21 protein-coding genes and 2 rRNA genes are annotated in these 22,487 nt (G+C 47.6%); 22 read left to right on the forward strand and 1 reads right to left on the reverse strand.

Annotation, left to right across the window (positions count from 1 at the left end; genetic code table 11):
- The 10 genes from D829_RS0126985 to pssA form a co-directional block, all read left to right on the forward strand.
- Positions 1–1,701, forward strand: a 23S ribosomal RNA gene (locus D829_RS0126985); the annotation flags it as partial.
- Positions 1,702–1,844: 143 nt separating this feature from the next.
- Positions 1,845–1,961 (forward strand): 5S ribosomal RNA (rrf, locus tag D829_RS0126990).
- 180 nt (positions 1,962–2,141) lie between these two features.
- A complete protein-coding gene (locus D829_RS0126995; protein ID WP_017692040.1) occupies positions 2,142–3,317 on the forward strand; it encodes a GNAT family N-acetyltransferase in 1,176 nt (391 codons plus the stop codon).
- A gap of 461 nt (positions 3,318–3,778) precedes the next feature.
- The gene (locus tag D829_RS0127000; protein WP_017692041.1) at positions 3,779–4,240 is read left to right on the forward strand and encodes a CtsR family transcriptional regulator; all 462 of its coding nucleotides are present in this window, start codon (positions 3,779–3,781) and stop codon (positions 4,238–4,240) included.
- A 31-nt stretch (positions 4,241–4,271) separates the two neighbouring features.
- Entirely contained in the window at positions 4,272–4,796 is a 525-nt protein-coding gene (locus tag D829_RS0127005; protein ID WP_017692042.1) for a UvrB/UvrC motif-containing protein, read from the forward strand.
- A gap of 28 nt (positions 4,797–4,824) precedes the next feature.
- Positions 4,825–5,895, forward strand: coding sequence for a protein arginine kinase (locus D829_RS0127010; RefSeq protein ID WP_017692043.1), 1,071 nt, complete (start codon positions 4,825–4,827; stop codon positions 5,893–5,895).
- A 185-nt stretch (positions 5,896–6,080) separates the two neighbouring features.
- A complete protein-coding gene (locus D829_RS0127015; protein WP_026081448.1) occupies positions 6,081–8,543 on the forward strand; it encodes an ATP-dependent Clp protease ATP-binding subunit in 2,463 nt (820 codons plus the stop codon).
- A 265-nt stretch (positions 8,544–8,808) separates the two neighbouring features.
- A complete protein-coding gene (gene radA / locus D829_RS0127025; protein ID WP_017692046.1) occupies positions 8,809–10,176 on the forward strand; it encodes a DNA repair protein RadA in 1,368 nt (455 codons plus the stop codon).
- Positions 10,177–10,189: 13 nt separating this feature from the next.
- The gene (gene disA / locus D829_RS0127030; protein WP_017692047.1) at positions 10,190–11,266 is read left to right on the forward strand and encodes a DNA integrity scanning diadenylate cyclase DisA; all 1,077 of its coding nucleotides are present in this window, start codon (positions 10,190–10,192) and stop codon (positions 11,264–11,266) included.
- A 45-nt stretch (positions 11,267–11,311) separates the two neighbouring features.
- Positions 11,312–12,043 carry a CDP-diacylglycerol--serine O-phosphatidyltransferase gene (gene pssA, locus D829_RS0127035; RefSeq protein WP_017692048.1) on the forward strand — a complete coding sequence of 244 codons (732 nt, stop codon included), beginning with the start codon at positions 11,312–11,314 and terminating at the stop codon, positions 12,041–12,043.
- 126 nt (positions 12,044–12,169) lie between these two features.
- Here the strand turns inward: pssA and D829_RS0127040 are convergent, their stop codons facing one another.
- Entirely contained in the window at positions 12,170–12,565 is a 396-nt protein-coding gene (locus D829_RS0127040; RefSeq protein WP_017692049.1) for a hypothetical protein, read from the reverse strand.
- A 173-nt stretch (positions 12,566–12,738) separates the two neighbouring features.
- Here D829_RS0127040 and D829_RS0127045 point away from each other — a divergent pair, with 173 nt between their 5' ends.
- The 12 genes from D829_RS0127045 (at position 12,739) to secE (ending at position 22,478) form a co-directional block, all read left to right on the forward strand.
- Positions 12,739–13,824: a PIN/TRAM domain-containing protein gene (locus D829_RS0127045; protein WP_017692050.1), complete on the forward strand. Its 1,086-nt coding sequence runs from the start codon at positions 12,739–12,741 to the stop codon at positions 13,822–13,824.
- An 82-nt stretch (positions 13,825–13,906) separates the two neighbouring features.
- Complete coding sequence (gene ispD, locus D829_RS0127050; RefSeq protein ID WP_017692051.1) at positions 13,907–14,602, forward strand: 2-C-methyl-D-erythritol 4-phosphate cytidylyltransferase; 696 nt, start codon at positions 13,907–13,909, stop codon at positions 14,600–14,602.
- Positions 14,599–15,075 (forward strand): 2-C-methyl-D-erythritol 2,4-cyclodiphosphate synthase, encoded by a 477-nt coding sequence (gene ispF / locus D829_RS0127055; RefSeq protein ID WP_017692052.1) that lies wholly within the window; start codon positions 14,599–14,601, stop codon positions 15,073–15,075. The genes ispD and ispF overlap by 4 nt, the downstream gene beginning before the upstream one ends.
- Before the next feature lie 33 nt (positions 15,076–15,108).
- Positions 15,109–16,566 (forward strand): glutamate--tRNA ligase, encoded by a 1,458-nt coding sequence (gene gltX / locus D829_RS0127060; RefSeq protein WP_017692053.1) that lies wholly within the window; start codon positions 15,109–15,111, stop codon positions 16,564–16,566.
- 537 nt (positions 16,567–17,103) lie between these two features.
- Positions 17,104–17,763, forward strand: a complete 660-nt coding sequence (gene cysE / locus D829_RS0127065; protein WP_017692054.1) for a serine O-acetyltransferase — start codon at positions 17,104–17,106, stop codon at positions 17,761–17,763.
- Positions 17,764–17,805: 42 nt separating this feature from the next.
- Positions 17,806–19,206 (forward strand): cysteine--tRNA ligase, encoded by a 1,401-nt coding sequence (gene cysS, locus D829_RS0127070; protein WP_017692055.1) that lies wholly within the window; start codon positions 17,806–17,808, stop codon positions 19,204–19,206.
- The gene (locus D829_RS32015) at positions 19,203–19,682 is read left to right on the forward strand and encodes a ribonuclease III domain-containing protein (protein ID WP_017692056.1); all 480 of its coding nucleotides are present in this window, start codon (positions 19,203–19,205) and stop codon (positions 19,680–19,682) included. Before cysS ends, D829_RS32015 begins: the two co-directional genes overlap by 4 nt.
- A gap of 43 nt (positions 19,683–19,725) precedes the next feature.
- Positions 19,726–20,472 carry a 23S rRNA (guanosine(2251)-2'-O)-methyltransferase RlmB gene (gene rlmB / locus D829_RS0127080; protein ID WP_017692057.1) on the forward strand — a complete coding sequence of 249 codons (747 nt, stop codon included), beginning with the start codon at positions 19,726–19,728 and terminating at the stop codon, positions 20,470–20,472.
- 5 nt (positions 20,473–20,477) lie between these two features.
- A complete protein-coding gene (locus D829_RS0127085; RefSeq protein WP_017692058.1) occupies positions 20,478–20,999 on the forward strand; it encodes an NYN domain-containing protein in 522 nt (173 codons plus the stop codon).
- Between the two features lie 171 nt (positions 21,000–21,170).
- Positions 21,171–21,815: an RNA polymerase sporulation sigma factor SigH gene (sigH, locus tag D829_RS0127090; RefSeq protein WP_017692059.1), complete on the forward strand. Its 645-nt coding sequence runs from the start codon at positions 21,171–21,173 to the stop codon at positions 21,813–21,815.
- A gap of 304 nt (positions 21,816–22,119) precedes the next feature.
- Positions 22,120–22,269, forward strand: a complete 150-nt coding sequence (gene rpmG, locus D829_RS33130) for a 50S ribosomal protein L33 (RefSeq protein WP_072735843.1) — start codon at positions 22,120–22,122, stop codon at positions 22,267–22,269.
- 17 nt (positions 22,270–22,286) lie between these two features.
- Positions 22,287–22,478, forward strand: a complete 192-nt coding sequence (secE, locus tag D829_RS0127095; RefSeq protein ID WP_017692060.1) for a preprotein translocase subunit SecE — start codon at positions 22,287–22,289, stop codon at positions 22,476–22,478.
- The last annotated feature ends 9 nt before the right edge of the window (positions 22,479–22,487 follow it).

Below are 22,487 nucleotides of genomic sequence, written 5' to 3' on the forward strand. Positions count from 1 at the left end.
CAGGGGTAGGGGAGCGTTGTATAAGGGTTGAAGGTGTACCGTAAGGAGCGCTGGACATTATACAAGTGAGAATGCCGGTATGAGTAACGAAAAGATCAGTGAGAATCTGATCCGCCGAAAGCCTAAGGGTTCCTGAGGAAGGCTCGTCCGCTCAGGGTAAGTCGGGACCTAAGGCGAGGCCGAAAGGCGTAGTCGAAGGACAACAGGTCGAAATTCCTGTACCACCGTAAGCCGTTATGAGCAATGGGGGGACGCAGTAGGGTAGTGACGCGGACTGATGGATGTCCGTCTAAGCAGTAAGGCTGATGTGTAGGCAAATCCGCACATTGTAAGGCTGAGCTGTGATGGGGAGCGAAAATTGTAGTAGCGAAGGTCATGATCTCACACTGCCAAGAAAAGCCTCTAGCCAGGTGAAGGTGCCCGTACCGCAAACCGACACAGGTAGGCGAGAAGAGTATTCTAAGGCGCGCGGAAGAACTCTCGTTAAGGAACTCGGCAAAATGACCCCGTAACTTCGGGAGAAGGGGTGCCCCGGTAGTGTGAATAGCACGAGGGGGCCGCAGTGAAAAGGCCCAAGCGACTGTTTAGCAAAAACACAGGTCTGTGCGAAGCCGTAAGGCGAAGTATACGGGCTGACGCCTGCCCGGTGCTGGAAGGTTAAGGGGAGTGGTTAGGAGCAATCCGAAGCTGTGAACCGAAGCCCCAGTAAACGGCGGCCGTAACTATAACGGTCCTAAGGTAGCGAAATTCCTTGTCAGGTAAATTCTGACCCGCACGAATGGCGTAACGACTTGGGCGCTGTCTCAACGAGAGATCCGGTGAAATTTTAATACCTGTGAAGATGCAGGTTACCCGCGACAAGACGGAAAGACCCCATGGAGCTTTACTGCAGCTTGATATTGAATTTGGGTACGATCTGTACAGGATAGGTGGGAGCCTAAGAGACATGAGCGCCAGCTTGCTGTGGAGGCAACGTTGGGATACCACCCTGATCGTATCTAGGTTCTAACCTGGTACCGTAATCCGGTGCGGGGACAGTGTCAGGTGGGCAGTTTGACTGGGGCGGTCGCCTCCTAAAGAGTAACGGAGGCGCCCAAAGGTTCCCTCAGAATGGTTGGAAATCATTCGAAGAGTGCAAAGGCATAAGGGAGCTTGACTGCGAGACCTACAAGTCGAGCAGGGACGAAAGTCGGGCTTAGTGATCCGGTGGTACCGCATGGAAGGGCCATCGCTCAACGGATAAAAGCTACCCTGGGGATAACAGGCTTATCTCCCCCAAGAGTCCACATCGACGGGGAGGTTTGGCACCTCGATGTCGGCTCATCGCATCCTGGGGCTGAAGTAGGTCCCAAGGGTTGGGCTGTTCGCCCATTAAAGCGGTACGCGAGCTGGGTTCAGAACGTCGTGAGACAGTTCGGTCCCTATCTGTCGTGGGCGTAGGAAATTTGAGAGGAGCTGTCCTTAGTACGAGAGGACCGGGATGGACGTACCGCTGGTGTACCAGTTGTTCCGCCAGGAGCACCGCTGGGTAGCTATGTACGGAAGGGATAAACGCTGAAAGCATCTAAGCGTGAAGCCCCCCTCAAGATGAGATTTCCCAGTATGTAAGACCCCTTGAAGACGACGAGGTAGATAGGCTGGGGGTGGAAGTGCAGCAATGCATGGAGCTGACCAGTACTAATCGGTCGAGGGCTTATCCAATAGCAAGTTGTAATTTGCATGTTTCGTTTCGAATCTAGTTTTCAGAGAATGATCTCTGAAATGAAAATTGGTACATCACAGAACGTGTGTATGATTTTCAGTTCCATATCTGATTTTAAGAAGCTATGCTTCGACAAATCGCGTTTGGTGGCGATGGCGGAGGGGTTCCACACGTACCCATCCCGAACACGACCGTTAAGCCCTCTAGCGCCGATGGTACTTGGACCGCAGGGTCCTGGGAGAGTAGGACGCCGCCAAGCGAAGAACCACTGCCGATGTTATTCGGTGGTGGTTTTTATTTGTTTATTTAAGGGGATGCGAAAGCATCTCTTATTTGACTTTGTAAGAATCCTCTGACACACTCAAAAGGGGTACATATATCAGATATCAGGCCATGATTTGGATTGATAATAACTCTAGCGAATGGGGTGTAGGACAACATGGAAATTCAGAAATTGACAGTAGATGATTTTGAACCGGCGATGGCACTCTCCGAATATGCTTTTCAAGTAGTAATGAGTGAAGAACAAAAAGAAAAGCGGCGGAGTCAATTTTCATCACAGGATATATGGGGTGTATATGAGGACGGGCAGCTAGGAGCCAAACTTCACATCATTCCTTTTCAAACCTATATTCATGGCAGATCGTTCGAGATGGGCGGTATTGCTGGTGTAGCCACCTGGCCAGAGTATAGACGCAAAGGCTGGGTAGCGGGTCTGCTGAAGCATGCGTTGGAAAAAATGAATCGTAACAAACAGAGTATATCATTCTTGCATCCATTCTCTTTTGGTTTCTATCGGAAGTATGGATGGGAAACTTATGTTGAATTTAAACGTTATAAAGTACCTACAGCTCATTTGCCTTCGAAAAAAGCGACACCTGGAACGATTCGGCGTGGGGATCCAGGCCTTAGCATATTAAAGGAAGTATACAGTGCTTATGCTGAGCGTTATAACGGAACTCTGGTTCGGGATGATGCAAGGTGGGAGAATTCAGTTCTTGTTAATGGGACCAGCCAGAAGGCTGTATATTACGATGAAGCTGATGCAGCACAAGGTTATCTTTTATATGAGGTTAAGGAAAATAACTTTACCATTAAAGAGATCATCTATCTGAATGAAGAGGCTAGGCAAGGGCTGTGGACCTTCATTGCCAATCATGATTCCATGATCCAGGAAGTTACGTTGCAGGCGCCTGCCAGTGATACGCTTGCCTTCCAATTGGATAACCCACGGATTCAGCAGGAGATTGTACCTTATTTTATGGCGCGTATCGTTAGTGTGGAGCAGTTTATATCCCAGTATCCCTTTGCAAGCCAGGACTCACCGGTGCAGATTGTTCTTCAGGTAGAAGATGCCCACGCTCCATGGAATGAAGGGGTATGGCAATTAAACGTGGCAATGAACGGAACGGCGTCCATATGGAAAACATCGGAGCCAATTACTGATGATCAGACCATTAAGGTGGATATTCAATCCCTTACCGCCGTGCTGATGGGATATCGCAGACCAACGGAAATGGCACGAATCGGAAGAATTCACGGACCGAACACAGCAATCAAGGCTTTGGAACAAGCGATTCCTGAACGGGAAACCTACTTGCTCGATTTCTTTTGATTGCCATTCCCATGCTCCATTTAACTTGATTAGCTTATATAGAAATACGGCGTGATTGAAAGACAAATGGACTTCTCCAGCAATTTTGGAGAGGTTTTTTTGTGTCTGGGGAATATTTCGTGTAAAATCGTAAAAAATGAATAGTGACCCCACTTGGCAAAACCACAAAATATGCTATAATGGTTATAAAGTCAAAGAAAGTCAAAGTCAACTAAAGGTTTAATACTTAAGTAGCTTTCTTTCTGCAATCTGATGGATGAGAGCCTTTAAACAGCATTCATCTCATCGTAGGATCAAGGGAATATTAAAGGACCTTCGTGCTTCCTTCGCTTTCCTGTTGACGCCCTGTGGAAGCAAGATTCGTTGTTTCCCTGATTGGTTAAATGGGTGAAGAAGGTGTACTCTGTGGGGGCGTGTGGGTCCTTATTGACTTAACGTTTCAGACAGTGGAGGATGATTGGATGCGTAATATCTCTGATATTATCGAACGATATCTGAAGAGTATTTTGCATGAAAGTCCCGAAGGAATGGTTGAAATTCAGCGTAATGATCTGGCAGATCATTTTTCATGTGTACCTTCCCAGATCAATTATGTCATCGGCACACGCTTTACCCTCGAGAAGGGATACCTCGTAGAGAGTAAACGCGGCGGTGGTGGTTATGTTCGCATAAAGCGCATTGAATTACCGGCCCAATCAGCTCTGCATAATCATTTGCACCATAGTATTGGTGATGAGATCGGGCAGACAGCTGCCGAAGGTCTGATCTATCAATTGGAAGAAGCGCGCTTCTTGAGCAAGCGGGAAGCCGGGTTGATGCGAGCTGCTGTATCTAGAGAGGTTATATTGGTCAAACTTCCTTACCGGGATCAAATTCGTGCCAGAATGTTGAAGGCGATGTTAATATCTTTGCTCGGTAAATGAAAACTATCGGGGTCAAAGGAGGTACATCAATATGCTGTGCCAAGAATGCACTAAACGTCCGGCTACACTTCATTTTACGAAGATCGTGAATGGAGAGAAGACGGAATTCCATATTTGTGAGTCATGCGCCCGTGAAAAAGGGGAAATGATCCCTGGAACAGCAGGTGGGTTTTCCATTCACAACTTGTTGTCCGGCTTGCTTGATTTTGATCCAGCCGGCAAAAGTGGATCGGCAGGAACACCACCTGCAAAAGCACTTCAATGTGAAGAGTGTGGTATGACGTACACACAATTTAGTAAGATAGGCCGGTTCGGCTGCAGTTCATGTTATAAATATTTTGACAGCCGTCTGGATCCTTTGTTCAAGCGGGTTCATGGTAATACGTCCCATGTAGGCAAAGTGCCTGCACGAGCTGGTGGTCGCATCAAGGTGAAACGGCAAATCGCTGATCTGAAGCGTGAGCTCCAGGAGAGCATCGCGCAAGAGGAATTTGAAGAGGCTGCTCAGATCCGTGACCAGATCAGAGGACTTGAAAAAGGAATAGCTCAGGAGTAAAGTTTGTCATGAGTAGGAGGGATGCGTAATGCCTAATCTGCGCTTTACAGAGAAGGCGCTCAGCGACTGGATGCGCAGTGATGCGGCTGATTCCGAAATCGTCATTAGCAGCCGTGTCCGGATTGCACGCAACCTTCAGCATGTTCCGTTTCCGATGCTGGCTTCCAATGAGCAATCGGAAGAGGTGCTGAATAAGCTGAGCGAAGTACTTCAATACGATGACGTTCATGCCTTTGGGGATTTTCATACGTTGGATCTGATCGATATTGACGAACTCGACAAACGGGTGCTGGTGGAGAAACATCTCATCAGTCCAAGTCTTGCGAATGAATCCAGGAATGGTGCGGTTATTCTCAGTGAGGATGAGTCTGTCAGTATTATGATTAACGAAGAGGATCATCTTCGTATCCAGTGCCTCTATCCGGGGTTCCAGGTGAAAGAAGCTTGGGAGAAAGCTTCCGCAATAGATGATGCTTTTGAAGCGCATGTGGATTATGCTTTTGATGATCGCAGAGGATACTTAACCAGCTGTCCTACCAATGTAGGTACAGGTGTTAGAGCATCGGTTATGATGCACTTGCCTGCCCTGGTGATGACACAACAGATAGGCCGTATTCTAACCGCAGTTTCCCAAGTGGGATTGACGGTAAGAGGGATATACGGTGAAGGCAGTGAGGCGATGGGTAACCTGTTCCAGATCTCGAACCAGATAACACTGGGACAGACCGAGCAGGAAGTCATCGAGAACCTGCATGGTGTTGTGTTACAGATGATTGGTCATGAACGTACAGCGAGAGAACGGTTAATGACCGACTCCAGACTTCGGATTACGGATCGGGTCATGCGTTCTTATGGCATATTGTCTCATGCAGCTATTGTCGATTCCAAGGAAGCTGCACAGCGCTTATCGGATGTACGCCTTGGCGTGGATCTCGGTTTGTTGGATGGACTGTCCATCACGGTAATGAATGAGTTAAATGTGATGACACAGCCGGGATTTTTGCAGAAAACATTCGGGGAAGATATGCGCACAGATGAGCGTGACATCTACCGTGCTCAGTTGATTCGTGATACGATCAATGCAGCGAAGCAGTCCTAGCTTAGCCTGATATTGTATTGAATTATGGTTTCATGCCGCATTGCGGCTTTTATATAATAAGGCATGTACAAATGCCGAATGACTTTATTCGCAGCACGGCTGCAAACAAAAATGATATGAAGAATACGACGGTTATTTCGTTACATGACCCTCGTTTTATCCAAAACCATGGAGGTGCAGGAGATATGATGTTTGGAAGATTTACGGAACGGGCCCAAAAGGTGCTCGCACTCGCGCAGGAAGAAGCTGTCCGTCTCGGTCATAATAACATCGGTACTGAGCATATTTTGCTCGGCCTCATTCGTGAAGGCGAAGGCATCGCAGCCAAAGCACTGATCGGCCTGGGACTCGGATTGGAAAAAATTCAGGATGAAGTAGAAACGCTGATTGGCCGTGGCCAAGAGCAACCTACCAACATTGCATATACGCCACGTGCGAAAAAAGTAATTGAACTGTCTATGGATGAAGCTCGTAAATTGGGCCACACCTATGTAGGCACAGAGCATATTCTACTCGGATTGATTCGTGAAGGCGAGGGTGTTGCAGCACGTGTGCTCAATAACTTGGGTATCAGCCTGAACAAAGCACGTCAACAAGTGCTGCAATTGCTTGGCAGCAGTGAAGCTGTATCCAGTCATAATGGAACACCTGCCAATGTCAGCACACCAACGCTGGACAGTCTGGCGCGTGATCTAACGGCGTATGCCAAAGAGAACAACCTTGACCCAGTCATTGGACGTAGCAAAGAAATTGAACGTGTCATCCAGGTGCTCAGCCGTCGTACCAAGAACAACCCGGTGTTGATCGGTGAGCCAGGTGTAGGTAAAACAGCGATTGCTGAAGGACTTGCACAAAAAATCATAGCAAATGAGATTCCGGAAACATTACGCGACAAACGTGTAATGACCCTGGATATGGGTTCAGTAGTCGCTGGAACCAAATATCGTGGTGAGTTTGAAGATCGTCTGAAAAAAATCATGGATGAGATTCGCCAAGCAGGTAACATTGTCCTGTTTATCGATGAATTGCATACCCTGATTGGTGCAGGCGGAGCTGAAGGCGCCATCGATGCTTCTAACATTTTGAAACCGGCTCTGGCCCGTGGAGAATTGCAATGTATCGGTGCGACAACACTGGATGAATATCGCAAATACATCGAGAAGGATGCAGCGCTTGAGCGTCGTTTCCAACCGATTACTGTAGATCAGCCTTCTCCGGAAGAAGCGATTCAAATCTTGCATGGCTTGCGTGACCGTTATGAGGCGCATCACCGCGTGAAAATTACGGACGAAGCAATTGTGCAGGCGGTTAAACTGTCTGACCGTTACATCACGGACCGTTTCCTGCCAGACAAAGCGATTGACCTGATTGATGAAGCGGGCTCCAAAGTAAGATTGAACTCTTACACGATCCCACCGAACCTGAAACAACTGGAAAGCCGTCTGGAAGATATCCGCAAGGAAAAAGACGCTGCAGTTCAAAGTCAGGAGTTCGAAAAAGCAGCAGCTCTGCGTGATACGGAACAAAAAATTCGTGAAGAGCTGGATGTAACGAAGAACCAGTGGAAAGAGAAACAAGGTCGCACCGATTCCGAGGTTACTCCTGAGGATATCGCACAAGTGGTAGCCAGCTGGACAGGAATTCCTGTGAACCAACTGAAAGAAGAAGAGACACAGCGTCTGATGAATCTGGAGTCTATTCTACATGAACGTGTCATCGGTCAGGATGAGGCAGTGAAGTCTGTCAGCCGTGCGGTTCGTCGTGCTCGTGCGGGACTTAAAGATCCCAAACGTCCGATGGGTTCATTCATTTTCCTCGGCCCTACAGGGGTAGGTAAAACAGAACTTGCTCGTGCTCTGGCTGAAGCGATGTTCGGCGATGAAAATGCAGTAATCCGGATTGATATGTCCGAGTATGGTGAGAAGCACTCGACTTCCCGACTTGTCGGAGCGCCTCCAGGATATGTTGGGTACGAAGAAGGTGGCCAGCTGACAGAGAAAGTTCGTCGCAAACCATATTCCGTAGTCCTGCTCGATGAAATCGAGAAAGCACATCCAGAAGTATTCAATATCTTGTTACAAGTGCTTGAGGATGGTCGACTGACGGATTCCAAAGGTCGCGTCGTTGACTTCCGCAATACGCTGATCATTCTAACATCCAACGTGGGTGCCGAAGCGATCAAACGTAACTCTACACTGGGCTTCACTGCAGTTGTAGATGCAGGAGCAGATTATGACAACATGAAGGGGAAAGTGATGGATGAGCTGAAGAAAAGCTTCCGTCCAGAGTTCCTTAACCGGATTGATGAAATTATCGTGTTCCATTCACTCGATGAAAAACACATCGCTGAAATTGTTACGCTTATGAGTGAAGAACTTCGTAAACGACTGCTCGAACATGAGGTCGATTTCGAACTCACTGATAATGCTAAGTCTTTCCTTGCGAAGTCAGGCTTTGATCCAGCTTACGGTGCGCGTCCGCTTCGTCGGGCGATCCAGAAGCACATCGAGGACAAATTGTCCGAAGAGTTGCTCACGGGTAACGTAACCAAAGGGGATTCATTGCTCATTGACGAGGAGAACGGTGCACTGTCTGTAACGAAAAAAGACGTGGTCGTTCCGTCCAATGAGGAAATCGAAACCAAATAATATACAGCAAGCTTAGGAGTTAAACTTCAGCTTGTATTATTCCTTAATCAAATCCTTCTCGGCTTCGGCCGGGGAGGATTTTTTGCACTTTGGACAGAAGACGGACATGATTATGTCAGGAACATGTGTAAAGTTTGCGATAATCCTTTACGAAAAATCTCAAACAATGGTAAACTTTTAGTAACCCTGCACGTCAGGGAGTTTGGGTGAAATTCGTCGAATAATGCAAAATGCTGTTATAAAACTAAATTATAGGAGTGCTGAAGTGGCCAAAGTTAAAACCAAGTTTCAATGTACGGAATGCGGCTATGAAGCCCCCAAGTGGTACGGTAAGTGTCCGGGTTGTCAGTCATGGAATTCAATGGTGGAAGAAACAGAGACGGTGGTCAAAACACAAGGGAGAAATTCTCCTCTGTTTGACAGTAAAGATAAACCGCTTCCTATCATAGATATAGATAGCGGTCAGGAACCGCGTGTACAGACTGGAATCGGAGAGTTGAACCGGGTATTGGGTGGCGGAATCGTTCCGGGTTCACTCGTTCTGGTGGGCGGAGATCCGGGTATCGGTAAATCAACGTTGATGTTGCAGACGTCTCATGCTTTAACGCATTCGGGTTTGCGTGTGTTATATGTTTCCGGTGAGGAATCAGTCAAGCAAACCAAATTGCGGGCAGACCGTCTCGGGGCACTCTCTGCCGAGTTGTATGTACTGTGTGAAACCAATATGGAACGTGTAGAGGAAGCGGTGGATCAGATCCAGCCGCATTTTCTTGTCATCGACTCCATTCAGACGGTATATCTTCCCGAAGTTACCAGTGCGCCTGGTAGTGTTGCACAGGTAAGGGAATGTACGTCAAGGTTCATGCGGATTGCCAAAGGCAGAGGCATTGCAACGGTTCTTGTGGGGCATGTTACCAAAGAAGGTGCCATTGCCGGTCCACGTATGTTAGAACATATGGTGGATTGCGTGCTTTATTTTGAAGGAGAACGGCATCATACGTATCGCCTGCTGCGTGCGGTGAAGAACCGTTTTGGTTCCACCAATGAGATTGGCATTTTTGAAATGGGCGAGGATGGACTTCGTGAGGTGGGCAATCCGTCCGAACTCTTTTTATCGGAACGTCCACTGGGTGTAGCGGGTTCTACGGTGGTTGCCAGTATGGAGGGCACTCGTCCGATGCTGGTGGAGTTGCAGGCATTGATCTCAACCACACATTTCCCTTCACCTCGTCGTATGGCAACAGGAATTGACCTTCATCGGTTAAACCTGATTATTGCTGTGTTGGAGAAGCGAATGGGGATGTTTTTGCAGACCCAGGATGCATATCTGAATGTGGCCGGGGGTGTAAGGCTGGATGAGCCCGCTGTAGATTTGGCGGTTGCGGTCTGCATTGCATCCAGTTTGAGAGATGTACCGACCAAGCCAGATGATGTCATATTTGGCGAGATCGGTCTGACGGGTGAGGTTCGAGCCGTATCACGGGCCGAACAACGAGTGAAAGAAGCTGCGAAACTGGGCTTCAAACGAGTTATTTTACCAGAAAAAAGCTTAAAGGGCTGGAAACATCCTCGCGGGATACAACTGATCGGTGTGAATACCGTGGCAGATGCACTAGCGGTTGCTTTAGATTAGGGGGCATAACAAGATGAAAGATATGAGCCAACTGGATAATATGAATGAATTGTTAAGGCTGATCGCACCAGGTACACCTTTCCGCGAAGGTCTGGAAAATGTGCTGCGCGCCAAGACGGGCGCACTGCTTGTTGTAGGATACAGCCCTGAAGTAATGGAAGTAGTGGATGGGGGATTCTCAATTAACTGTGATTTCTCCCCGAACTATCTGTATGAACTCGCCAAGATGGATGGAGCCATTATTCTTAGCGAGGATTTGAAGCGTATTCTTTACGCCAATACCCAGTTAATCCCGGATTCATCTATCTCTTCATCAGAGACGGGGATTCGTCACCGGACGGCAGAGCGCGTAGCGAAGCAAACGGGTAAATTGGTCGTATCCATATCACAGCGCCGGAATATCATTACTTTGTATCAGGGAACACTTCGTTATTCCCTCAAGGAAATCGGGGTTATTTTGACCAAAGCGAATCAAGCGATTCAAACCCTGGAGAAATACAAAGCGGTATTAACACAGTCCCTTACGAATCTGAGTGCCTCTGAATTTGAGGAACTGGTGACGATTCCTGAAGTGGTTAATGTGATTCAGCGTACCGAAATGGTTATGCGGATCACAACGGAAATCAAACGATACATTCATGAACTCGGGAATGAGGGACGACTCATTTCCATGCAAATGGAAGAACTCGTGGGTACAACGGAAGAAGAAGCCTGGTTATTGTATAAGGACTATGCTCGTGACGACAGTGATGACAAAATCCGTGAAATTACCGTGGGACTGAAAAGATTGTCGGACGATGAGTTGCTGGATGCACATCATATTGTCCGTCTTCTCGGCTATCCTTCATCAGCGGCTACTTCTGAGGATTCGGTTGCACCTCGCGGATTCCGGGTATTAAATAAGATCCCCCGCCTGCCCAATGTCATTATCCATAATCTGGTGGATCAATTCGAACAATTGCCTCATGTTATTATGGCTACAATTGAAGAACTGGACGAAGTGGACGGTATTGGTGAAGTTCGTGCTCGGACCATTAAGGAAGGCCTCAAGCGTTTGCAGGAGCAGATGTTTATCGACAGACAGATGTAAGGGTTTGCCTATATAAAGGCTTGAAATGGATGAGGTGAAACAACGATGCTAACCAGATTCATTCCGAATCTCTTTACCCTGGGTAATCTGTTTCTTGGAATGATGGCAATTTTGCTTGCGATTGATGGAAATTACAGTTTGGCTGCCATTATGGTCATAGTAGCGATGTTGCTGGATGGTCTGGATGGCCGAGTGGCACGTGCACTTAATGCCCAAAGTGAATTCGGCAAGGAACTTGATTCCTTGTCTGACATGGTTTCCTTTGGTGCAGCACCAGCCCTGATCATATTTATGGTGTCGTTTCAAGATTCGATGCCGATCCTCGCCTGGATTGCAACAGCGGCTTTTCCGATCTGTGGAGCCATTCGTTTGGCTCGGTTTAATGTTCGTCCGGGAATTCCCGGGTACTTCACAGGTCTGCCGATTCCCGCAGCCGGTGGGGTGCTGGCTACACTGTCCTTGTTCAATAAGGATATTGGCCCGGTTAGCATGATGATTGCTACGTTGCTGTTATCGTATCTGATGGTGAGTTCGCTTAAGTATCCCAATTTCAAAAAGGTCGGTTTGCCACGCAAGGCAATCTGGATTGCACCATGGGTTGTGTTATTTGCCATAGCCGTAGCCGTTATTTTCCCGGAGCAGTTATCCAAATTGATCTTTATTCCGCTGGTGTTATACGCCTTGTATGGAATGAAGCATAATGTGCGAACAGCCGCCTCGCGTAGTCGGGCGAAAAAGCGCAAGGATGAGAAATCTTCCCGTCCTTCCGATCGTTAAGTCGCCTTGGGGACAGACACTACACAAAGAAAGCACGTACTCTCCTGAACTGGAGAATGCGTGCTTTTTGTTTATTCAGATCTATTTACGGTAAAAGAAATCCTTACGGACGACATACATATCTTCTTACGACAGATTAAACATCCCTAACGTTGAACACTTCTGTGATTCGTGATTTACGACCTCTTCCATGTTAATGTCCAGCAGATTGCAGAGAGCCGACATGTAGAACAGGTTCCGCCCTAGCTCAGAGCTGATGACCTCTCTGCAGTTCTCACACAACTCACCTTCCACATGCGTTTCCAGCAGGCCCTTGGTTTGAGCGATATCGCTCTCCGGGGCATATTTCTGCTTGGTGGCGTGCAGCTCGATGCAGCCGCATTCGGTAATGGCTTTGGACACGGCACGGTTAACAGACGCTCCGGCTTGTCCCGTTTTGGACAGTACATCAATCAGGCTGCGGTGACGCAACAACAGTTCAGAAACTTGATCCTGGAAAGCCTGTAAACTTAGCGTACTCATTTTGCCACTCACCTCGGGATATGAATTGAATTCATTATATGCCAATAATTTACCTACTTTCAACTGACGATTGCAACATTTCCAAAAAGTTCTTCCAGATGGGATTAGCAATTCAAGAATTGGATCATACTGGATATAAAGATCGAGATACATTGAAGGAGGTGCAGGGACTAATGTGGAAAAAAGGCATTTTAACTTTTACAGGATTGTGCGGTGCATGGTTCGGCTACACGGCATATCATCTGGCAGGAAAATCGGTCCCATGGATGGCGGAGTGGATTCAGTCAGCAGGATTACTGGGAGCTGGTATATCGACGCTGCTGGGAGCTGTAATGTTTATGGCTGTATGTAATATTGGTGGAACATTGATGGCTGACAGGCTGCATAGTAGAATCGATTCATTGGCAAAAGTACCTATGAACGAATTGGCTGCAGGTGCCACAGGTACCGTTGCTGGGTTGCTGGTGGCCTTGCTGATCTACCCTGTTGTGGGATGGATGGGGACGGCAGGAGAAGTGCTGCAAGTGGCGCTGACGGTGATTAGTGCTTATTCCGGTTATACCCTTGCCATGGCGAAGAAAGACGATCTGGGGGCCTTCTGGATGTCTGGACGATGGGGTCATCCCGAGGTGGACGAGGATAGACGGATGGAAGAACATAAAATTCTGGATACCAGTGTTATTATCGATGGGCGTATCGCTGATATATGCAAAACCGGATTTATTGAAGGTACGATCGTAATTCCGGAATTTGTTCTGGAGGAGTTACAGCATATTGCCGATTCATCGGATCTGCTCAAGCGAAACAGAGGACGGCGTGGACTGGACATTTTAAACAAAATCCAGAAGGAACTCGATGTTAAAGTCCTGATCTACGAGGGGGATTTTGAGGAAATCTCCGAGGTGGACAGCAAGCTCGTGAAATTGGCAAAAGTACTTCAAGGCAAGGTCGTTACCAACGACTTCAATCTCAATAAGGTCTGTGAACTTCAGGGTGTATCTGTGTTGAACATTAATGATCTCGCCAATGCGGTTAAGCCAGTCGTTCTGCCAGGTGAGGAGATCATGGTGCAGATCATCAAGGATGGCAAGGAGCATGGTCAAGGTGTAGCCTATCTGGATGATGGCACAATGATCGTTGTGGAAGGCGGACGCGAGTATATCGGCATGATGATGGAAGTGCTGGTGACCAGTGTGTTGCAGACTTCAGCGGGACGAATGATTTTTGCCAAGCCGAAACTGTTGGAAAAAGCCCAATAAAGCGGTATGATGGGTAGTGTATCGTTGAATGATATTGTATATCTTTGGACGATAAACTGACAGACAAGGCAGGGATTGCGGCATGGATAAAGGGTGGGGCGTTGTCATTGTGGCAGCAGGTCGCGGAACCCGGATGGGGACGACCGAGAGCAAACAGTTTCTGTTGCTGCAGGACAAGCCCGTTTTCATACATACGCTTGAGGTATTTGCTGCGCTGGACGAGATCCGCGAGATGGTGCTGGTCACAGGAGCCGCAGATGTTGAACGCTGCCAGGATTGGGTAAAAGAATACCAACTGGATTCACGTGTCCGTGTTATCCCCGGAGGGAAAGAGAGACAACATTCTGTCCATAAAGGCCTTGAGGCACTTGGGACGGATTGGGTTCTCGTTCACGACGGGGTACGTCCTTTTGTGAACCATGAGCAGATCAAGGGATGCATGGCGGCCGCCGTGTCCGGTGGTGGAGCAGCCGTACTGGCCGTTCCCGTGAAGGATACGATCAAACAAGTGAATGCGGAAGGAGTCGTTACGGCGACGCCAGACCGCAGCAGTCTGTGGAGCATTCAAACCCCGCAGGCTTTTCGTCTTTCTTCCCTGCTCTCCGCCCACGAATCAGCCGAGCAGGACGGATTTCTGGGGACAGATGATGCCATGCTGGCTGAACGTCAAGGAATGTCGGTCAAGGTTGTGGAAGGCAATTATACCAATATCAAATTAACAACGCCGGAAGATTTGCAATATGCTGCGTTTTTGCTGGGGGGAGAGAAGAAGCGATGATACGTGTAGGACAGGGATTTGATGTACATCAGCTGGTAGAGGGACGCCCGTGTATTATTGGCGGAGTAACGATTCCTTATGAAAAAGGACTGCTGGGTCACTCGGACGCAGACGTGCTGTTGCACGCGATTAGTGATGCCATTTTGGGTGCGCTGGCACTTGGGGATATTGGCAAGCACTTCCCGGATACCGATCCGGAATTCAAAGATGCCGACAGCCTGAAATTGCTGGAGCATGTATGGCAGCTTGTGAAGGATCGTGGGTATAAGCTAGGGAATATCGATTCAACGATTATTGCCCAGAAGCCAAAGATGGCTCCTTACATCCCACAGATGGCTGAGGTTATTGCCAAAGCACTGGAAGCGGATGTGACACAGGTGAACGTGAAAGCAACAACGACAGAGCAACTTGGATTCCCAGGACGGGGAGAGGGCATTGCCGCTCAATCCGTTGTTTGCCTTGTACGTGTGTAATATCATCAATCAATTCGTGACGGAGGGGATCATATGAGCACGGATATTCGTGTGCGTTACGCGCCGAGCCCAACGGGACACCTGCATATCGGGAATGCCCGTACGGCGTTATTTAATTATTTATATGCCAAACATAATAACGGTAAATTCATTATTCGTATTGAAGATACAGATGTGAAACGGAATATTGCCGGTGGTGAAGAAAGCCAATTGAAATACCTGAAATGGCTGGGAATTGAGTGGGACGAAAGTATTGACGTGGGCGGAGAATACGGACCATACCGTCAAACGGAACGTCTGGACCTCTATCGTAAATATACGCAGGAATTGCTGGATAAAGGTCTGGCTTACCGTTGCTTCTGCACGGAAGAAGAATTGGAGCAAGAGCGCGAGGAACAGTCCGCACGTGGAGAAACACCGCGTTATTCTGGCAAACACCGTGACCTGACTCCAGAGCAAATTAGTGCGTTTGAAGCGGAAGGCCGCGTAGCGAGTATTCGTTTCCGTGTGCCGGAAGAGCGCACATATACGTTTGATGATATGGTTAAAGGCACAATCTCGTTCAACAGCAAGGAATCCGGCGACTTCGTCATTGTGAAAAAAGACGGCATTCCCACATACAACTATGCCGTTGCTGTGGATGATCACTTGATGAAGATCTCCCACGTCCTGCGTGGGGAAGATCACATCTCGAACACGCCGCGTCAACTGATGATCTATGAAGCGCTTGGCTGGGAGCCACCGCAATTCGGTCATATGACGCTGATCGTGAATGAAAATCACAAGAAGCTGAGTAAACGGGATGAGTCCGTTATTCAGTTTATTGAGCAGTATGATCAGCTCGGCTATTTGCCTGAAGCGATGTTTAACTTCATTTCCTTACTCGGTTGGTCGCCGGAAGGGGAAGAAGAGATCTTCTCGCAAGAGCAGCTGATCTCCATTTTTGATACGAAACGTCTGTCCAAGAGCCCTGCGGTATTTGATACCCACAAGCTGGCGCACTTGAACAACCACTATATCAAACATGCTGACCCGGAACGTATTGCCGAAATGGCCATTCCGCATCTGCAAAAGGCTGGACGTATTTCTTCCGAGCTGTCTGCTGAACAAAAAGAATGGGCTTATACTCTGGTACACCTGTACCAGGAGCAGATGAATTCTGCCTCCGATATTGTCGAATTGTCGGAAGTATTCTTCCGTTCCAATCTGGAGCTTGAAAGTGAAGCAGAAGCAGTGCTTGCTGAGGAGCAGGTGCCAACCGTACTGAAGGCATTTGCGGATAAAGTACAGGCGAGCGAAGAGTTTACTCCAAGCAAAATGGCTGCATTGATCAAGGAAGTACAGAAAGAAACCGGCTTTAAGGGCAAACAGCTCTTTATGCCAATTCGTGTAGCCTTGACTGGACAGACGCATGGACGGGATCTGAACCAAACGATCGTGCTTCTGGGTCGTGATACGGTGATCGAACGTTTGCTTGCACAAGTAAAATAATCTTAGTCGAGGACATTCCGTTTTTTGGAATCTGAACACAGTCCTACGATGGATGGATTACGTAGGAGGCTGTTGTCAGTCTGAGGCCTTTTCGCTATAATAACAACACAACGAATAATTGATATGATTTATCTAATAGAACAGCAAAGATCGGGAGGAGTAGACTGACACGGACAGATTCAGAGAGGATGGTCCCGCAGCAAAGAGAGATTTCTTTAGTTGCGGTGGCTGTGAACCATCCACTGTCCATCAGTCGAAATGCGCCCGTGAGCTGCACAGCCGAATCCAGCCCCGCCTTTGTCGATCATGACATGGGAAAACGTTAGGATAGGTTGTGACGATTGGTTTCCGTTACCAAACCGCTTGAGGGCTTATTCTATTTAAGAATGAACCGAGCAGAGTGGGACCGCGATAAACGCCTCTGCAGCTAAATGCTGCAGGGGCGTTTTTTTGTTTAGGCGAGTGTGCAGTACACTACCAAGGAACGCGCCGTCCGGTAAGCCGGAGGACGGGAACCTGAACAAGAGGGGAACGAGCATGTTCAAGAAGATCAGATCAGATATCCAGGCGGTGTTTGAAAACGATCCGGCGGCCCGAGGTTGGTTTGAGGTGGTATTCACCTACTCAGGGCTGCATGCGATATGGGCACACCGGATCGCTCATTTTTTATACAAGCGAAGATGGTTCTCGGTTGCCCGGTTCATTTCGCAGGTTAGCCGTTTTATGACAGGAATTGAGATACATCCTGGAGCTACGATCGGAAATCGGTTGTTTATTGACCACGGAATGGGCGTCGTTATTGGAGAAACATGTGAGATTGGCGATGATGTCGTTATCTATCAGGGGGTTACCCTGGGCGGAACAGGGAAAGAAAAAGGAAAGAGACATCCGACCATTGGTAATAATGTGGTTATCTCATCCGGAGCCAAGGTGCTGGGTTCATTTAGCGTGGGGGATCAATGTAACATTGGTGCGAACTCCGTTGTGCTTAAGGAGGTCCCTTCCAATAGTACCGTGGTAGGTATACCGGGCAGAATTGTTAAACAGGATGGCCGACGGGTAGATCGCCTCAGTCAGCAATTGCCCGATCCGGTCGTTGACTCCTTGCGCGGTATGCAAAAAGAACTCGAACGATTGCAGAAAGAAGTACGTACACTGCAGAATGCCCGTGAAAATGAGACTGTACGTGATACGTGATACAATAAATAAAGGCAGTATAGGATGAAAGGATAAGTGACCATGACGCTTCAGATTTATAATACGATGAGTCGTACCAAAGAGAAATTTGTTCCCCAAGAGCCAGGGAAAGTGAAAATGTATGTCTGCGGACCAACGGTATATGACTACATTCATATCGGGAATGCACGCCCGGTTATCTTTTTCGACACGGTTCGTGGATACCTGGAACAGACAGGACATGATGTGAACTATGTGGTGAACTTCACGGATGTGGACGATAAGCTGATTCGCAAAGCAGAACAACTTGGAACAGACGTTCCTCACGTGGCTGAGAAATTTATTGCTGCCTATTATGAAGACATTGAGGGATTGGGTATTCCCAAGGCAAGCAGCAATCCGAGAGTAACGGAAAACATGCCGCTGATCATTGATTTTATCCGTGAGCTCGTTGAAAAAGGTTTTGCGTATGAAAATGGCGGTGACGTCTATTATCGTACAGGCAAATTCAGCGAATATGGCAAACTTTCGAAACAAAACCTGCAGGAGCTGCAATTTGGAATCCGTGTGGGTGTGGACGAGCGCAAAGAGCATCCCGAAGATTTTGTGCTCTGGAAGGCTGCCAAACCAGGTGAGATCTATTGGTCCAGTCCTTGGGGGGATGGTCGACCAGGCTGGCATATTGAGTGCTCCGCCATGGCTAGGGAGTACCTTGGGGATACACTGGACATTCACGGGGGTGGACAGGATTTGCAGTTCCCGCACCATGAGTGCGAATGCGCCCAATCCGAGGTATTAACAGGTAAACCACTTGCGAACTACTGGATGCATAATGGATTCATCCGGATTGATAACGAGAAGATGTCAAAATCACTCGGTAATGGTGTTCTTGTTAAAGACTTGCGGAATCAATATAAACGCGAAGCGATTCGTTATTTCATGTTGTCTACCCACTATCGCAACCCCTTGAACTTCACGGATGATACGATGGAGCAGGCACAGAACAGTGTGGACCGGATTGCGAATGCGGTAGGTAACCTGAACCATCGTCTGAATGCAGTAACTGTTGATCAGGATATCACAGCAGAGTTTGCGGCAAGACTCGACCAAATTCGTCAGCAGTATCACGAGAAGATGCAGGATGATTTCAATACTCCTGATGCAATTACTGCTATGTTTGAGTGGGCAGGGGAAGCCAACCAACTGTTGCAGCAAGAAGTAGTTAATGCGGCAGACATTCGCGCGCTCCTCGAGTTGTTCAGTGAATTGAATGCTGTACTGCGCATTTATACTGACGCAGAGCCAGAACTTCTGGATGAGGAAGTAGAACGTCTGATTGAAGAGCGTGTAGAAGCGCGCAAGTCCAAAAACTGGGCAAGAGCGGATGAAATTCGCGATGAATTGTCTGCACGTGGCATTCTGCTTGAAGATACGGCGCAGGGCATGAGATGGCGGCGCAAATGAGCGAAGGACATCCAAATACACCAAAACAACAGGAGCAGGTCACAGAGGGAGGATGGTTCCCATATCCTCCTTCCAGACCTGCGAGGTTGATTCCACCTATTGCACTGGCCTATATTGGTGATGCGGTATATGAGGTAGCTGTTCGTCAATATCTGTTGTCGAAGGCCAACATGCGTCCCAATCATTTGCACCGTAGTGCAACCGGGTTGGTATCAGCGAAGGCACAGAGCCGCATACTTACAACGATTGAGGATGAACTGACAGAGGAAGAACGGGATATCGTCCGGCAAGGGCGGAATGCCAAGTCGGGTAGTGTACCCAAAAATGCAGATGTGTTGGAGTACAGACATGCCACGGCTTTTGAATGTCTCATTGGTTACCTCTATAGCAGTGGTCATCATGATCGCATGATTGAACTGATCGGGCTTGGCATTGAGCACGCGGAACAACAATCGCCATCGCCGACAAAAAAATAGAAATTTCAACAAAACAATGCATTACAGAGAGGATCGAACAACGATGGAAGAAGAATGGATCGCCGGTAAACACTCCGTGACGGAGGCGCTGCGTTCAGGCCGGACCATTAATAAAATATGGATTGCCGATACAGCACAGAAACATCTGACTCAACCTATTATCTCGGAAGCTAAAAAACTAGGTATTGTCATTCAACACGTGGACAAGCGTAAGCTGGATCAAACGGTACCAGGCATTCAGCATCAGGGGGTAGTTGCTCAAGCGGCACCTTACGCTTATGTGGAGGTAGAAGACATTCTTGCCGCAGCAAAAGCGAAGAATGAGCATCCTTTCCTGATTCTGCTGGATGAGATCGAGGATCCTCATAACCTGGGGTCAATTTTGCGGACAGCAGATTGCACGGGTGCGCATGGCGTCATTGTACCCAAACGTCGCTCTGCAGCGGTAACCGTGACAGTATCCAAAACATCAGCAGGCGCTGTGGAGTACGTGCCAGTGGCTCGGGTAAGTAATCTTGGTCAGACCATCGATCGCCTCAAAGAGGAAGGTGTATGGGTTGTAGGGACAGATGTCACGGCTCACGAAGGTGTCTTTGGTAATGGAGTCTTTACTGGCCCTGTGGCATTGGTAATCGGAAATGAGAACAAGGGAATGGGACGACTTATTCGTGAGAAATGCGATGTGCTGATCAAACTACCAATGCAAGGTCAGATTAATTCTCTGAATGCTTCCGTGGCAGCCGGGGTTGTCATGTACGAAGTGCTCCGTTCGCGTCAAGCGCAGGAATAGAAGGTATGGCTGATTCCCGTGATGTGCTTCTTGTAGACGGGTACAACATGATTGGCGACTGGCCGGAATTAACCAAACTGGCGGAAAGTGGGCTGGAAGAGGCGCGCAACAGGCTTCTCTTTCGTCTTGCAGACTACCAGGCTTTCTCCGGCCGTCGAGTCATTGTTGTGTTTGACGCCTACCTCGTGCCTGGACTCGGTAAATCCTTTACTCAGAGCAAAGTGCAGATCTATTTTACAAAGGAAAAAGAGACGGCAGACGAATGCATTGAGAGACTCGTTCGGGAACTAAGCATGCGAAGACGCCAAATCTATGTGGCTACGAGCGATATGGTAGAGCAACATGTCATTTTTGGACAGGGAGCGCTACGCGTATCTGCAAGGGAGTTGCTAATTGAAGTTGAGCAGAACGAAAAAGAATTAAAAAAACGACTGGAAGAAGATCAGGCGAAGACCACGCGTAACACAATCGGGGGTAAGTTAAGTCCCGATGTATTAAAAGAGTTTGAGCGATGGCGCCGGGAATAACAGCACGTTTTTACAAAATTTAGAATATTGAAACTCTTGACATTTATGTTATTGATGTTCTTTTTTAGGCAGAGCGTGGTTGACGGTGTGAGGTACCATCATATATACTGATCCTATATTTCATAGAGTAGAGTAACGGGGTACCTTGCGTTGCAGCCGGAGGGATTGTCTGTGAGTGTCGACCTCAAAGATATCATGTTATCTAAGTATGATTACCAAAGTGACGAAGACATTGTCGAAGCTTTCCGTGAAGGCGAAAGCGAAGCGTTAGAGTTTTTGATTAACAAATATCGTAACTTTGTACGCGCCAAGGCAAGATCTTATTTTCTGATTGGGGCAGACCGGGAAGATATTATTCAAGAAGGAATGATTGGCCTCTACAAATCCATTCGAGATTTCAAAGGGGACAAGCTGGCTTCGTTCAAGGCTTTTGCCGAACTGTGTATTACAAGACAGATCATCACGGCGATTAAGACAGCAACACGTCAGAAGCATATTCCGCTTAATTCTTATGTATCTCTGGACAAGCCTATTTATGACGAAGAGTCTGATCGTACGTTACTCGATGTGATTTGTGGAACCCAGGTCAGTGATCCGGAAGAACTTATCATTAATCAGGAAGAGTTTGTGGGCCTGGAAGATAAAATGTCCGAGATTCTGAGTGATCTGGAACGTAAAGTATTGATGTTGTATCTGGACGGGAGATCTTATCAAGAGATTGCAGTAGATTTGGACAGACATGTGAAGTCCATTGATAATGCACTTCAGCGCGTCAAGCGCAAACTTGAAAAGTACCTGGAAGTTCGAGATAATTAAACACATGTTGTCATTGACGGAAAAGGCTCGGTGTTTGAGTCTTTTTTTAGTGTCTCAAGTTTATAAAATCTAAGAATGTTTATACTAGTAATCGCTCGGTCCATGCAGGAGAAGAGAAAAACAGAGATGAGAAACGAATGTACGTTGTACGGAAGTAATACCCAATGAATGAGAGGCTATTCTTTCATTGACATGGTTATACCCTTGTGATAAAGTGTTTTAGGTAGGCCTAAATTTATGGCTTTTTTTCAGGATCAATTTAGAGACTCTGCTTAAATGTGGAAGTCTTCGGGAGGTGTACATCATGCGGGTAATTATTACTTTGGCTTGTACTAACTGCAAACAAAGAAATTACACTACGACAAAAAACAAGCGTAATCACCCCGACCGCATGGAGATGAAGAAATTTTGCAAGTTTTGTAACGAGCAGACTTCTCATCGCGAAACCAGATAGTTTTTGGAGGTGTCGGCGTGAAACGAAGTTTCAAATCTCTGATTTCCTTTTTCTCAGAAAGCTGGGCTGAACTTAAAAAAGTTCGCTGGCCTAATCGTAAAGAGCTGACCAACTACACATTGATCGTACTTGGTACTGTTGTGGTTATGACGCTGTTTTTTTGGGTCATTGACATTGGCATCTCCTTTGTGATCGAAGCGATTATTTAAGAAGGGTTC

This window comes from Paenibacillus sp. PAMC 26794 (assembly GCF_000316035.1).
Taxonomy (GTDB): Bacteria; Bacillota; Bacilli; order Paenibacillales; family Paenibacillaceae; genus Paenibacillus.